This is a genomic window from Sporosarcina gallistercoris (assembly GCF_014836415.1).
GTDB classification, from domain to species: Bacteria; Bacillota; Bacilli; order Bacillales_A; family Planococcaceae; genus Sporosarcina; species Sporosarcina gallistercoris.
The window spans coordinates 1-14,653 of record NZ_JACSQY010000016.1; the positions used below are offsets into that span (position 1 = coordinate 1).

Sequence of the window (14,653 nt, forward strand, 5' to 3'; positions counted from 1 at the left end):
GTGCAGAGGGGAAATGATCGGGTGCGGAGGGGAAACGAGCGGGTGCGGAGGGGAAACGGGCGGGTGCGGAGGGGAAACGAGCGGGTGCAGAGGGGAAATGATCGGGTGCGGAGGGGAAACGGGCGGGTGCAGAGAGGGAACGATCGGGTACGGAGGGGAAACGATCGGGTACAGAGGAAAAACGCCGAGGATGCGTGTTCACCCCATCCTTAAATGCGTAGCGAAGCGAAGCACACCAATCAGTCTTGGTTTTAAATGAGGAAAGATGAATGGATCGCGACCTTGGAGTCGAATTAGAGAAATTAACCTACCGCGAGAATAAGCCCGATCCAGCCATCCTCGAACGTCCACCGCAATACTCCCTCCACCACACCCACAAAAAAACACGAATCCACCCAAAAGCAGATTCGTGTCTCCCTCTCTTATCGTCCTTTAAACTCCGGCTTTCTCTTTTCCGCGAACGCATTCAGCGCTTCAATCCGATCCTCTGTCGGAATCGTGATTTCATACGCTTTTCGTTCAATCGTCAGCCCCGTCGCGAGATCCGCCTTCATTCCTTGTTTAATCGCAAATTTCGCCTGCTGTACGCCAATTGGCCCATTTGCGAGGATTTTGTCGGCAAACGCCTGAGTCTCTTCTTTCAATAGAGCATCTTCGACAGTACGTGTCACCAATCCACACAATGCGGCATCAGATGCGCTCAATCGCTGAGCCGTCAAAATGAACTCAAGTGCTTTCGCTTCTCCAACTAAACGGGGCAATCGCTGCGTACCACCCGCGCCTGGAATGATCGCAAGACCCGTTTCCGTCAATCCCATAACCGCGGACATCGCTGCGAAGCGGAAGTCACAGGCAAGCGCGAGTTCCATCCCGCCTCCGAATGCGAAGCCATTGATCATCGCAATTGTCGGCTGCGGCAGCTGATCGATCATCGTGAACACTTCTCCGATTTTGTTCAAATTGCGTTTCACATCAACATCCGATAACGTCTTGCGCTCTTTCAAATCAGCCCCCACGCTGAGTGCACGGTCGCCGGCCCCCGTCAATACAACGACTCGCACTTCGGGATCGATCCGTATCTGCTCGATTGTTTCTCCGAGTTCACGGATCATGTCGTAATTGAACGCATTCATCGATTCAGGCCGATTCAGCGTCACCCACGCGAGTCCCTGTTTCTTTTCCAATAAAATCGTTTCCATTCCATACACCCCTCCGAAATCATTGAATACTCTTAAAATATACCATTCCGAAGAAGTTGAATCCAGAAGTAGGACACTATTCTAACATAGTGAACTTGCAATATAGTGCTTATTTGCTACAATATAGGAAAATGGACTAAGTTGGGTGGAATCATTGTGGATGCAAGTGTATTTGTAGGCAGACAGCCGATTTTGGATCGAAATGGAAACCTTTTCGGCTACGAACTTTTATATCGCAACAGTGAAGTGAACCGGTTTCCGAACGTAAATCCGGAAAAAGCGACAATCGGTGTGTTGGTCAATACATTCCTCACGATTGGTGTCGATCGCGTTTCTGGCGCATATCCTTCCTTCATCAATTTCACGGGTGAATTATTGACTCAAGATCTTTATGATCACCTGAATCCTGCACGGGTCATCATCGAAGTGTTGGAAGATGTCGAGATTACCCCGACATTGCTCACCAAATTACGCAAACTGAAAAACCAAGGATTCCGGATTGCACTGGATGACTTTGTACTGACGAAACAATATGAAGTGGAAAAAGGATTGTTCTCCATTATCGATTTCATAAAAGTCGATTTCATTCAATCTGACCGGCAAGAACGGGAACGGATTCAAAATTTCGTCCGGGTCTACCCGAATGTCCAATTACTCGCAGAAAAAATTGAAACAGAGGCGGAATTCGAAGAAGCGAAAAAAGCCGGATATACATTGTTCCAAGGGTATTTCTTCGCCACGCCCGAAATCGTGAAAGGTGCAGAAGTACCTGCAATCGAAGAACACAACTTCCGCATCATGGACCGGCTCAATACCGATTTGCCAAGTGTGCGGGAAGTGGCGGGCCTCATCACCCAGGACATGTCACTTACATACAAACTTCTGAGATTCATCAACACCTATGCGTTTGGCATTCCAAGGAAAATCACATCGATCCAGCAAGCAATCATATTAATCGGATTACAAGAAACGAAAAAATGGATCTACATTATCACGCTCCATCAGATGGGAGTCGGTGATGGGAAAGGCCGGACGAAAGTGCTTGTCGACTATTCCATCGTGCGTGCAAAGTTGTGTGAACTGCTCGCTAAACGGAAGGGACACCAAAACTCGGATGAATTCTTCCTAGTCGGCATGTTTTCAATGCTGGACGTAATCCTTCATCGAAATTGGCACGAAATCGAACACGACATTCCGCTTTCCGACGATGTGATGCATACGCTCATGGGAGAACCGACACAGATGGCGCAATACCTTCAAATGGCGATTGCCGTCGAGCGTCTCGACTTGCCGCGTATGAAAGCTCTATGTGCAGAACTCGACATCCCATTGAACGATCTATGCGTGTATTCCCAAGAAGCTATCCGATGGGGACGCCAGCTGGACTAAAAACTTTCACTTTTGTTCACATAGCAGTTCCCTATTCTTACGCAATTCGTTAGAATGAGGACAGGAGTTGATAAGAGTGAACATTGCAGTTGTAACAGACAGTACGGCCTACTTACCCGAAGACTTGCGCAAGCGGCTACAGATTCATGTCGTTCCGCTCGCAGTAACGATAGATGGAAAAGATTATGAAGAAGAAATCGATTTAACGACTGAAGAATTTTATGAAAAAGTGCGGGGGAACGGACCACTACCGAAAACTTCCCAACCATCCGTCGGCCAATTCGCAGCGAAATTCAAAGAGCTGAAAGAGGCGGGTGCAGACGCGATCGTGTCCATCCATTTATCGAGTGGCATCAGCGGCACATACACGGGTGCTGTCCAAGCAGGTGATCTGGATGAAACCTTGGACGTGCGCGCATTCGATTCGGAAATTTCCTGCTATATGCAAGGGTTCTATGCGATCCGTGCAGCGGAACTTGCGCAAAGTGGTGCCTCCATGGACGATATCATGAACGAACTCGAGGAAATGAAACAAACGATGCGTGCTTATTTCATGGTCGATGATTTGTCGCACTTACAACGTGGAGGCAGACTTTCCAGCGCTCAAGCATTGATCGGCGGTTTACTGCAAGTGAAACCGATCTTGCATTTTGTCGACAAAGTCATCGTACCCTTCGAGAAAATCCGGACACGTAAAAAAGCGATGAAACGGATCGCCGACATGCTTGCTGAAGACGCCGCGAACATGCCGCTGGAAGCCTCTATCATTCATGGCAATCAACCCGAAGAAGCTCAAACTTGGCTAGCAGAATTGAGCGAACGGCTCCCGGACGTCAAGTTCACCATCAGCCATTTCGGACCTGTCATAGGAACCCATCTAGGGGAAGGTGCGATGGGACTCGGTTGGGTCAAACGGAAAACGAACAACTAAACAGTAGGGGGTGTGCGGATGAACAAACCATTCGATCCGGCCGTCAGAGACTTTCTGGACGGTCGCATTTGGTTGCGTCAGCACACCCCTTTTTCTATGGAAACGATTAACGCCCACATTGATAGTGGCATGATCGAAACGAGTCCAGGAGTGACGATGAAAAAAGGGCTGTTCGGTCAAACGGACTGTATATGCGCCCGATGTGAAAACGAGGACCCCCTGCTATTTACATGCTTCTATTGTTTGCGTTGCGAAGGTCCATGCGCGTATTGCCGGAACTGCCTGCAAATGGGGAGGGTGTCCGTGTGCTCAGAGCTGATCGTATGGAAAGGTCCGCAAACCGAATATCCGATGGAACACGTACTCGCCTGGGAAGGCACCTTGACCAAACACCAGAAGCGGGCGTCCGAAGAATTGTATGAAAGCACGGTGAACGTCCGTCCGCATTTAATTCACGCAGTGTGTGGATCCGGAAAAACGGAAATCTTATTTGAACCGATACATAAGCTACTACTAGCAGGCAAAAGAGTATGTATCGCAGCGCCCCGAGTCGATGTCATCTTGGAACTCGAACCAAGACTGCGTGCAGCATTTCCATCCACGACGATTGAAGCGCTCTACGGGGGAGCGGACGTCAAGTCGTTCGATGCACAACTGATCCTAGCAACCACGCATCAGCTCTATCGATTCCGACACGCATTCGACGCGATCTTTGTCGATGAAGCAGATGCGTTTCCTTATACAGCGGAAAAGACACTCCAGCATGCAGTCCGTAAAGTAGCTAAACCCGGAGCGCCCATCCACTTCGTCACCGCAACACCGTCTGACAAACTCCTTGCAGAAATGAAGAAAACAGGTGCTGTGTCCACCATCTCCCGGCGCTATCACGGTCATCCGCTTCCTGGACCACGATACGAACCACTATGGAACTATTCCAAACAGCTATCCAAAGGAAAACTGCCGAAAGCACTCGACACATGGATCAGAAAACGGCTCGACTTGAACGAACCGTTTCTCGTATTCTTCCATGAGATTGAGCTAATGATGAAAGCGGAAAAAGCATTTCGACAACTCGACGACCGGATCCGTACTGTCCACTCAGCCCATCCCGATCGGAAACAGCACGTCCAAGAGTTACGTGCAGGCACGATTCCTGGATTACTCACGACGACGATTCTGGAACGCGGAATTACGATTAAAAACATCCAAGTGGCGGTCGTCGGCGCTGAACAATCCATCTTCGACAAAGGGGCACTCGTCCAAATCGGAGGACGCGTAGGCCGCAATGTCAACCATCCAACAGGAGATTTCGTCCTGTTCCATAACGGCATCAGTTACGCCATGGACGGCGCACGACGGGAAATCAATCGGTTGAACGCAGGAGGCGATGTCACGTGAATCCATGCTTACTCTGCATGAAACCCATAAAAGAAATTGCTTCCTGGCAGTCGTTCTTCGGCCTGGAAAAGAAAAAGACACTTTGTGAAGACTGTTCAAAACGCTTCGTTCGTGCCGACATAAAGGAAGAAGGCGACGTATTGGATTCCGTTCATTCATTATACGAATATGATGACGCCATGCGCGACTGGCTCCACCAATACAAGTTCCTGCAAGACGTCGCGCTCGCGCAAGTGTTTGCAGACGAACTTCGTCGGTCATTTTCAAACAATGAAACCATAGTCCCCATTCCGATGCATCCGGAAAGAGCACGGCTCCGGACATTCTCTCATGTTGAGACGTTATTGGACGAAGCGAAACGTCCTTACATCCAATTGCTCGAAAAGACGAATACGGGTGTCATGGGGGAGAAGTCGAAACAAGAGCGGCTCGAGATGGAGAATCTATTCGAGCTCGTACCAGGCGCGGTGGTCCATCCGATCACGTACCGCCTCGTAGATGACATTTATACGACAGGGACAACATTGCGACACGCAGCCACCGTCTTGAAACAAGCAGGCGCCGCGAGAGTCGAAGCGGTGACCTTAATACGATCGATTCAGAAATGAGTCAAGGAGGAACGACAGATGGCAGAACTAAGACATTGCCCGTCATGCGGCGATTTTTTCAACTATACAGGGGTCCGCGAAGTATGCGGCAAATGTGGGATGAACGAAGAACGAGTATATGAAGAAGTGTACCGCTTCTTACGGAAACGTGAAAACCGTGCAGCGACAATTGAACGCATCGTAGAAATGACAGAAGCAACAGAATCTATGCTCCACAAATGGGTACGCAAAGGCCGCCTGCAACCCGCAATGTTCCCGAACCTAGGCTACCCATGCGATAATTGCGGTAAGCTGACGACAAAAGGGAAACTATGCGATACATGTACTGCGGAGATCAAATCAGAACTTAAAACATTCGAAGCCGCGACGGAATTCCGGGAAGCTATTCAACAAAAAGATCAAGCGACGTATCTATCTGAACGTAAGAGGTAATGAATTGGCAGTCGAAGCGACCTAGCAATGGCTGTATGGACTGCCTTTAAACTTTTTTTATCATCGGCACTAAAATTTCATATAAGAATCCCGTTGATTGAAGTGAAAGGTGGCGACTCCTGCGGAATCAGCGAAAGCCGTAACGAAGAACGGCTTTTGCGAGTAAAAGCGAAGCGTTAGGAGCACGTGTTTTCGAAGACCCCGCAGAAGCGTAGCGCCGAGGAGGCTGAGATCGAGCCCGCGGAAAGCGTCCACCTGTAACGTAAATCAACAATTTTCCTACCAATGAATTAGTTTAGCACCTATAAAAACGGGTACGTGTAAAGCGCTACCAAACCAGTAGGTATACAGGTGTATATATCGGCCAAACTGTAATTTCGTACAAAAGGCCCTTCAACTACTCGGAATTCAGCCGAAATAGTTACTAACAGCCAAACTAACTCGAAAGGAGCGAGAACAAACATGAAAATCACAAACAACAACATTCAACCGGTGAACCCATACCGGGCGAACCAAGTGAAAAACGAGCAAACGAAGAACGAAACAGCGATTCAGAAAGACCGTCTGGAAATTTCCAATGAGGCAAAACAGCTCTCCGAACCGAGCCCGATCACAGCTCAACGTAACGACAAAGTCAGCGCATTGAAAGCTCAAATCCAAGCGGGTACGTATAAGGTCGATGCGGAACAGCTCGCTTCCGATCTGATCGGCTACTACCAACCGAAACTGTAAGCGGGCGCACTTCATTTTAGAAAGCAGGGGACCTCATGACAATCGAATCGATTCTAGGGCAGCTCGACCAATTAGAGAAGCTTCATAGAAGCCTGCTGCGCATCGCAAACGAAAAAACGGCACGCATTAAGAAAAACGACATCAGTGGACTCGATCAGCTGCTGAAAGACGAGCAGGCACATCTTGCGGCGATCTTGCAGACCGACAAAGCCCGTGAAACAGCAGTCATCGCTTTTTTTACCGAACAAGGACGTCCGGTACCGCTTCAACCGACCATCACTGATGTACTCGACATCATCCAAGAGCCTGAACGCACACAGCTCAAGGAGGCGAAGGACCGTCTCCTGCACGCGATTCATGAATTGAAATGGCAGAACGATCTGAACCAGAAGCTCACCTACCAATCGCTTCAATTTGTGAATCTGTCGCTGGACATGGTCCGTCCACGGACCGAGTCCGTGAACTACTCGAAAAAAGAAGTACTCGGCAAACCGCCAACGGAAAAAATCGCATCATTCGATTCACAAGCTTGAGGAGGAAATCATCATGGGCTCAACATTTATGGGACTAGAAACAAGCAAACGCGGCCTGCAAACCCAGCAGTCCGCTCTTTATACGACAGGGCACAACATCAGTAATGCCAACACACTCGGCTACTCGCGTCAACGCGTAAACATGGAAGCTACAGGGGGCTTTCCGGGAGTCGGACTAAACGCTGGAACCATGCCTGGTTTTTTAGGGACAGGCGTTCAAGCAGGGTCGATTCAACGGATTCGAGATAGTTTCGTGGATCAACAATATCGAGGAGAGTCCAACAAGCTCGGCTACTGGGATACGCGTTCAAAAGCAATTGGTCAGCTTGAAGATATTATGAATGAACCGTCCGAGTATGGATTACAGAAATCACTCAGCCAGTTTTGGAGCAGTTTAGAAGACTTGGCAGTGCACCCGGAAAATGGTGGAGCTCGTAAGGTTGTAATCGAACGTGGAATTGCAGTGGCGGACTCGTTCAACTATATGAACAAGTCTTTAGAAGAGTTGAAGACGAATACTGGACAGGAAATCGGTATTTCAACAAAAGAAATCAATTCAATCATGAGTCAAATAGCAGGATTGAATGAGCAAATCTCATCTATAGAACCGAACGGCTATTTACCAAATGATCTGTACGATGCACGTGACGTATTAGTGGATAAACTTGCGCAGTTCCTCCCGATTGAAACGAGCTATACCAAATCAGGCGGTAATGCCTCTGCGGTTGCAGAAGGCAGTATGACGATAAGTATCAAATTGGAAGGTAATCCTACTCCAGAGCCACTAATCATTGTAAGTGGAAAAGATGCAACCGAAATGACTCTCGATGGTGCAAACGCAGATGGCTATCCGTCAGGTCCAATTAGTGGCTTTAGCTTCAGTGCTAATGGACAAGTAGTTGGAGGATCAATGGCAGCCTCGGCTATGAAAGATACAGGAAGCCTTAAATCACTTGTCAATTCATATGGTAGCACTGGTAAAACAGGGCTGATTCCCGATATGATTGCTAAACTTGATAAAATGGCGAATGCTTTCATGAAAGCATTTAATGATCAACATAAAGCAGGTTATACACTGAATGGAACTGGGACAGATCCAGATGGTGACAAAATTCCTTTCTTTACAGGTGAAGGAACTGGAGCTAAGGGCATAAAGGTAAGTGAAGCAATTATTGATGATCCATCGCTTGTGTCTGCATCCTCCAAGCCTGGAGAAGAAGGAAATGGCGAGAATGCCAAACTACTCGGTAAAGTCCAGTTCGACGATAAAGTGGGATTAGACGGTGCTACGATTCAAACATACTTCCAAGGTGTAATCGGACAACTTGGCGTAGACGGTCAACAAGCGGAAAAAATGAAATTCAACTCAGAAACGCTCATGATTTCGGTATCAAATCGCCGTGATTCCATCAGTGCCGTATCACTCGATGAAGAAATGACAAACATGATCCAATTCCAGCAAGCCTACAATGCTTCAGCACGAATGGTCACAGTTGTCGACGAAACGCTTGATAAAATCATCAACGGTATGGGTGTCGTCGGTAGATAATAAGGAGGAATCATAGAAATGCGTGTTACACAATCAATGCTTTCCAATAATATGCTCCGCAACTTAACATCAAGCTATAGTAAAATGGGAAAACTCAACGACCAGCTGACGACTGGTAAAAAAGTGAACCGTCCATCCGATGATCCTGTCGTTGCTATGCGCGGACTGAACTATCGCATGCAAGTGGATAAGGTGGCGCAATATCAACGGAACATCGGTGAAGTGAACAACTGGCTCGATAGTACGGATGATGCGCTCGATAAGGTCGGTCAAGCGTTGCACCGAACGAAAGAACTTGTGACGAACGCTGCGAACACCGGTGCCATGACGGATTCTGACCGTGAGAAAATTAAGTCAGAGTTAGACCAACTTCGTCAACAGATTCAAGACACAGCGAATACTAAAGTTGGGGACAAATATATTTTTAGTGGTACTAAAACTGGAAGTGCACTTTACGATAAAACTCTTGTAGACGACGGTAATGGCAATATGGTTGAAAAAGGCTATCCCGAAATTAGTACGGATACAGACCCTGCAGGAGCACTCACTGCATTTGAATCAGATGTGAACATAAATGTTTTCGATGGCGTGCAGCTGAATGTTAACTCGACTTCTGCAAAACTTTTCAAAGACATTGAAGCTATGTTTAAAAGCTTTGATGATCCTAGTGTAGATTTTGGAGAAGCAATCGGAAAAGTCGATGGCATGATGGATGATCTACTCACTGAGCGAGCAGATGTCGGTGCTCGTCAAAATCGTGCAGAACTAATGGACGACCGCTTGGAAACTCAAGAAGGGATTTCCAAAAAACAAATGTCATTGAACGAGGACATTGATTACGAAAAAGTCATCACTGAAATGATTTCTCAGGAATCCGTACACCGGGCAGCATTATCTGTAGGGGCACGAATCATCCAGCCTTCACTTGTGGATTTCTTAAGATAATCGATTCAGCACGAGATGTGCCAGGTACTCTTGTGCCTGGCATTTTTTGTTATAAATAGGAGGCTGAAAATGAATATACCTCAATTGCAAATTCAAACTACCCCAGCTAAACTAGTTGTGCATACAGAGAAAGCGATACAAGAAATTGAACAGCCGAGAGCAGTAATGCAACAAAGTCAACCTGCAGCTATTTTAGAAATTTCAACAACTAGGCCAAGGTTATCAATTGATACTACTGCAGTCCGAGAAGATATTGATATGAAAAGTGTTTTCAAGAGAACTCAAGAGCACGCTCAATTAGGCCGACAAGCAGCACTTGAAGGCATTGGTAGAAGAGCCTCTGAGGGACAGCAACTCTTAAGAATTGAAAATGGAGGGAATGTAATTGCAGATTTGGCGAAGCAAAATGGGACTCCACCGCCTGCATCTTTAGGGATCCGCTTCGTTGCAAACAGAACGAAAATTCAAATGTCCATTGCTCCAGGTACAACCAACATTAACGTGACCCCACAAAAACCAACGTTAGATGTTCAAACAAACAAACCTATCCACACCTACATACCAGGCAAAGTGAGTGGAACTATGGAGCAATATTCTTCCATCCAGATTGACTGGAAAGGTTAACAAAGGAGTGTTCAATATTGAAGATCAAAACAAAGTTTCATGGAGAACTCGATATAGAGGGGGTTCAGAAATGGACGTTTCCGAATGGCTTGCCGGGGCTGGAAGGTGAAAAACAGTTCGTGCTTTTGCCAATAGAAGGAAATGATAGCTTTCGAGTGATGCAATCCACGGTGAATGCTTCAATTGCACTCATCGTTTGCAGTCCATATACGCTGCTAGATAGCTATGAAATATCCATTGATGAGCCGACGCTCGGTCTATTGAATATTAAAGAACCAGACGAGGTGATGGTGTTATCAGTCATGTCACTGAAGCAACCATTCGAAGAGTCGACGATTAATTTACAGGCTCCTCTAATTTTGAATAGCACAAATCTGAAAGCTAAACAAATGATTTTAAATGATTCACAGTACAGTTTGCGACAATCTATCGATGTGAAGGCCAAAAAGGGGGCACGCTAACATGCTTGTACTCTCAAGAAAACCAAACGAAACGATTAGAATTGGTGAAGACATAGAAATTAGGATTATTGAAGTTAAAGGTGATACAATCCGTATCGGAATCGAAGCACCAAAGTCTGTAGATATCTTACGCGGAGAACTAGTACAATCTATTTCAGAATCCAATACAGAAGCGATTGCTCTGGATTTAGATATCTTTAATCAGTTAACAGCAAGAACAGAAAAGTGATTTGACAGCTTTAGGTTCATGTCCAGTGCAAATATAAAATAAATGAATTTACTTATCAAAATTACTAAACACTTGGTAACACTATCCGATATAATCTATGTAAGCAAGAGAAGGTTGTTTCGGCCGGCATCCTGACTCGAGCAAACAATAAAATGATCAGGTTCACAAGGACGTGAACCTCACAACTCAAGGAGGAAACAACAATGATTATCAATCATAACTTAGCAGCAATGAACACTCACCGTCAATTAGGAACGAATAACACAAACGCGTCTAAAAACTTGGAGAAATTGTCTTCTGGTTTGAAAATTAATAAAGCTGGAGACGATGCTGCAGGTCTAGCAATCTCGGAAAAGATGCGTGGTCAAATCCGTGGTTTGGATATGGCTTCTAAAAACGCGCAAGATGGTATTTCTTTAATTCAAACAGCTGAAGGTGCTTTGAATGAAACACATTCAATTCTTCAACGTATGCGAGAACTTGCAGTGCAATCTTCAAATGACACAAATACAACTTCTGATCGTGGTGAACTACAAAAAGAAGTTGATGAATTAGCTAAAGAGATTACTAGAATTTCAAATACTACTGAATTTAACACTAAGAAGTTAATGAATGGATCGAATAGTGGTAATGGATTAACATTCCAAATCGGAGCCAATTCTAGTCAATCTGTTACCTTGAAACTTGCTGCAATGGATGCAAACAAATTAGGTGTTACTACAACGGGTACTACTGGTTCTGGAGCTACAGTAACATCAGGAATTAAAATTACAACTCAAAGTGGAGCAAATGCTGCTATAAGTGGTATTAATAAAGCGATAAATACAGTTTCTGCAGAGCGTTCGAAATTAGGAGCTATGCAAAACCGTCTAGAGCACACAATCAACAACCTTGGAACTTCTTCTGAGAATTTGACTGCTGCTGAATCGCGTATTCGTGACGTAGATATGGCTAAGGAAATGATGTCATTCACTAAGAATAATATCTTGACTCAAGCTGCTCAAGCGATGCTTTCACAAGCAAACCAACAGCCACAAGGTGTACTTCAACTACTACGTTAATTTGAATGAAAAAACACGATCCGAGAAATCGGATCGTGTTTTTTGTTGATGCTTTATTTTATGATTTCTTTATATTTAAATAAAGGAATATGATTCCAATTTTCAATGTATGCGCCGCCTTCTGTACAATTATACAAAGATAAATCTGAATGTTCTTGCGCATACAACTCTAACCACTTACGATAGATTGTTAAATTTTTAGAGGTATTCACTAGTCCGTTTTTATCATAGTTGTCAACCTGCAATTGGTTAGATGTCACATTTACTATCTTTTGTAAATGGGCACCTTTTGCATGGCTTTGACCATGAGTATAAGCTAAATCTTGCCCAACTAATGCAACTGATTTTGCTCCTAACCAGATCATGGTATCCAATAAACTAGTTGCCACGGAACCACCAGTTTTTATTAGTGGTTCATTTCGTTTTTTTGCTCTGTTTTCCGCTTCCCCAAAACCATGTTGGTAAAGAATATATCGTTCTCCTTGATGCAACAATACAGTTTCATAAAAAGCTGTGCTTAAGTAGAATAACTTTGCTTCCGGGATATTCACATCTACTAATTGGGATAGAGTGGCTTTGTTAGGATCACTAATCATAAAAAAATCAGGAATGATTTCAGATTTTAGCATAGGTTTGATAGCAGTACCAACCGCTCCTATCGTTATTAGTCCTTCTTCTTTAATTTCCTTTAATAACGGGAGTTGCTTAGTCAAAGAAGGGCCTGCTGAAGCTAAAATCATTGGTCTTCCTCGGTAATCATCTCTTAATTTACCAATTCCAACATCATTTAGTAAGGTGTTTTTATCGAAATTCTCGATTAACGAGTCTATTTGATGATCAATAGTAAGTTGCTGGTATTGTAGATCCTTTAACAGGGATTGAAGAGGGACGTACTTTTCAGGTATTAAATCCATTCCGCTTTTATGAATCTTAATATTTGTTGAACTATATGAAGAAAATAATCTCTCCTTTTCATTTACGGAGAGTCTGGAGAATGATAGTAGACAAACATTTTCTAACGTAGATAAACTTTCGTAAAAGATACTTTTGATAAACCATGAATAAAATTCGTCATTAAACTCAATTACATTTACTTTTTGATTTTTGCAAGCAAGCGCTATCTGTTTAATATGGTAGCCTGCACCAAGTCCAATAATTAAAATGTTTTCATTCGTTTTCATGATTTTAACAAAGTTTTCAACCCATGAGTATACTTCATTCATAGGATTGTATTTGCTATGTAAATAGATAGTTTTTCCATTTTGAACTACTTTTATTGTTGGAACTGTTTTTGTTTCTATAATTATAATCTCCATATTTCAATAACCCCCTTTTCGGAAGAATAATAAATTTCTATGTTTTACCTTACTAGTTTTATAGGTATTTAGACTCGATCATTAAATAAACTTAAATCTTCAACCATAGTGCGAACTTAAACTGAAAAGACCAATAAACTTGAAGGTACATGAAATTTCTGTCCAAATCCAATAATAGGACTCACGTATGAACAAGAATTTAGTAAGAATTTCATTTGGTAAATGGGTTGGACATATACTTCGAAAAAGTTAAAAAACATCGTTTTATACAAACAAGATAACTCTATAAAGAAATTGACGACGTACTTGTTTACTTTTTATTTAGTTAAATGGCTAGTAATCACTCAATTGAAGTAACGCTTGCAAACGATAGCCTACAAAATGTACTTGGTTTCACGTTCATAAATGTATTACAGCTATCCAGAAAAAATAAAAGTCGATTCGGCTATTTTAACTAGTATATTTATTAACCTTGTTGAACTCTTAAATGCACATTATCAGCCAACAAAGACCATTATGATGTTGAAAATCATTGATTTTACAACAAATGCTTTAGACGTCCACTATTTTAAATGAACAGAATTACGAAGAACGAGACTTTAAATTAAATCTCCTACTTATTTTAAATAAATAAGTATCAACTATTCTGTCAAAGAAATCATAACAAACGCTTTGATTCATTTATGGACGAGGGACTCTTTTTCGTTTGTCGGCTTAAGTAAATGCAGTCATACACATTGTAGAAGTGTTTCCACTCCCTAAGGATACCCAATGGTCTAAATCGAGCAGTATAGAAAACGTCTTTCAGATTGTGTTTATTATCTATAGTCGATAGTAAGAAATATGCATAAGCACCAATAGTTTTAATCTTCCAACTGAGGAAATCAGGAAATTTCGGCTAAACTTTGGCAATTGAGTTGTTCTTTAAATGAATCAGGCAACATGTGAAAATTAAACACTTTTACGGAATGAGAAAAAAAGCGGTGAAAAACTAAATTTACCTGTCTCCCCTCACATAATGTCTTTCAATTTTAGTTCAATATAAAACTAAAAGCCTCATGCCGCTTCTGAAAAATGACTGAGGGTTAAAGACATTGTTTTGGAAAGATGCCAGGCACTGGTTACGACGTTTCGAAAAAGCGCACGTCCCTTAAAGATTGATTTCCAATCGGAGCATCTGCCTAATTGTATAAAAATACAAAAAATAGTGCTTTCTCTATTTTAATTTTTATCTTTTTAGTCAAGA

15 protein-coding genes and 1 pseudogene are annotated in these 14,653 nt (G+C 43.6%); 14 read left to right on the forward strand and 2 right to left on the reverse strand.

All coding sequences use genetic code 11. The features are described from left to right. Positions 1-259, forward strand: a pseudogene (locus tag H9659_RS14675) (hypothetical protein); the annotation flags it as partial. Positions 260-422: 163 nt separating this feature from the next. Here H9659_RS14675 and H9659_RS14680 read toward each other — a convergent pair. Then, a complete protein-coding gene (locus H9659_RS14680) occupies positions 423-1,199 on the reverse strand; it encodes an enoyl-CoA hydratase-related protein (RefSeq protein WP_191691978.1) in 777 nt (258 codons plus the stop codon). A gap of 156 nt (positions 1,200-1,355) precedes the next feature. On the opposite strand from H9659_RS14680, the gene H9659_RS14685 reads away from it, so the two are divergent. The 13 genes from H9659_RS14685 to hag all read left to right on the forward strand — a co-directional run bounded on the left by H9659_RS14685 (position 1,356) and on the right by hag (position 12,091). After that, positions 1,356-2,588 carry an EAL and HDOD domain-containing protein gene (locus H9659_RS14685; protein ID WP_191691980.1) on the forward strand — a complete coding sequence of 411 codons (1,233 nt, stop codon included), beginning with the start codon at positions 1,356-1,358 and terminating at the stop codon, positions 2,586-2,588. A 76-nt stretch (positions 2,589-2,664) separates the two neighbouring features. Further along, entirely contained in the window at positions 2,665-3,519 is an 855-nt protein-coding gene (locus H9659_RS14690; protein WP_191691982.1) for a DegV family protein, read from the forward strand. A gap of 18 nt (positions 3,520-3,537) precedes the next feature. Next, entirely contained in the window at positions 3,538-4,917 is a 1,380-nt protein-coding gene (locus H9659_RS14695; protein ID WP_191691984.1) for a DEAD/DEAH box helicase, read from the forward strand. Then, positions 4,914-5,525, forward strand: coding sequence for a ComF family protein (locus H9659_RS14700; protein ID WP_318240742.1), 612 nt, complete (start codon positions 4,914-4,916; stop codon positions 5,523-5,525). Before H9659_RS14695 ends, H9659_RS14700 begins: the two co-directional genes overlap by 4 nt. A gap of 18 nt (positions 5,526-5,543) precedes the next feature. Further along, positions 5,544-5,957, forward strand: a complete 414-nt coding sequence (locus H9659_RS14705; RefSeq protein ID WP_191691986.1) for a TIGR03826 family flagellar region protein — start codon at positions 5,544-5,546, stop codon at positions 5,955-5,957. A 462-nt stretch (positions 5,958-6,419) separates the two neighbouring features. Continuing rightward, entirely contained in the window at positions 6,420-6,689 is a 270-nt protein-coding gene (flgM, locus tag H9659_RS14710; protein ID WP_191691988.1) for a flagellar biosynthesis anti-sigma factor FlgM, read from the forward strand. Positions 6,690-6,724: 35 nt separating this feature from the next. Then, positions 6,725-7,222 (forward strand): flagellar protein FlgN, encoded by a 498-nt coding sequence (locus tag H9659_RS14715; protein WP_191691990.1) that lies wholly within the window; start codon positions 6,725-6,727, stop codon positions 7,220-7,222. A gap of 13 nt (positions 7,223-7,235) precedes the next feature. After that, positions 7,236-8,771 carry a flagellar hook-associated protein FlgK gene (gene flgK / locus H9659_RS14720; protein WP_191691992.1) on the forward strand — a complete coding sequence of 512 codons (1,536 nt, stop codon included), beginning with the start codon at positions 7,236-7,238 and terminating at the stop codon, positions 8,769-8,771. Between the two features lie 18 nt (positions 8,772-8,789). Further along, the gene (gene flgL / locus H9659_RS14725; RefSeq protein WP_191691994.1) at positions 8,790-9,716 is read left to right on the forward strand and encodes a flagellar hook-associated protein FlgL; all 927 of its coding nucleotides are present in this window, start codon (positions 8,790-8,792) and stop codon (positions 9,714-9,716) included. 69 nt (positions 9,717-9,785) lie between these two features. After that, positions 9,786-10,340 (forward strand): DUF6470 family protein, encoded by a 555-nt coding sequence (locus tag H9659_RS14730; RefSeq protein ID WP_191691996.1) that lies wholly within the window; start codon positions 9,786-9,788, stop codon positions 10,338-10,340. A gap of 17 nt (positions 10,341-10,357) precedes the next feature. Beyond that, positions 10,358-10,801 carry a flagellar assembly protein FliW gene (gene fliW / locus H9659_RS14735; protein WP_191691998.1) on the forward strand — a complete coding sequence of 148 codons (444 nt, stop codon included), beginning with the start codon at positions 10,358-10,360 and terminating at the stop codon, positions 10,799-10,801. A gap of 1 nt (position 10,802) precedes the next feature. Next, positions 10,803-11,030 carry a carbon storage regulator CsrA gene (gene csrA / locus H9659_RS14740; protein ID WP_191692001.1) on the forward strand — a complete coding sequence of 76 codons (228 nt, stop codon included), beginning with the start codon at positions 10,803-10,805 and terminating at the stop codon, positions 11,028-11,030. Between the two features lie 203 nt (positions 11,031-11,233). Continuing rightward, positions 11,234-12,091, forward strand: a complete 858-nt coding sequence (gene hag / locus H9659_RS14745; RefSeq protein ID WP_191692009.1) for a flagellin Hag — start codon at positions 11,234-11,236, stop codon at positions 12,089-12,091. A gap of 53 nt (positions 12,092-12,144) precedes the next feature. Here hag and H9659_RS14750 read toward each other — a convergent pair whose 3' ends face one another. Beyond that, complete coding sequence (locus tag H9659_RS14750; RefSeq protein ID WP_191692011.1) at positions 12,145-13,407, reverse strand: motility associated factor glycosyltransferase family protein; 1,263 nt, start codon at positions 13,405-13,407, stop codon at positions 12,145-12,147. Positions 13,408-14,653: the final 1,246 nt, after the last annotated feature.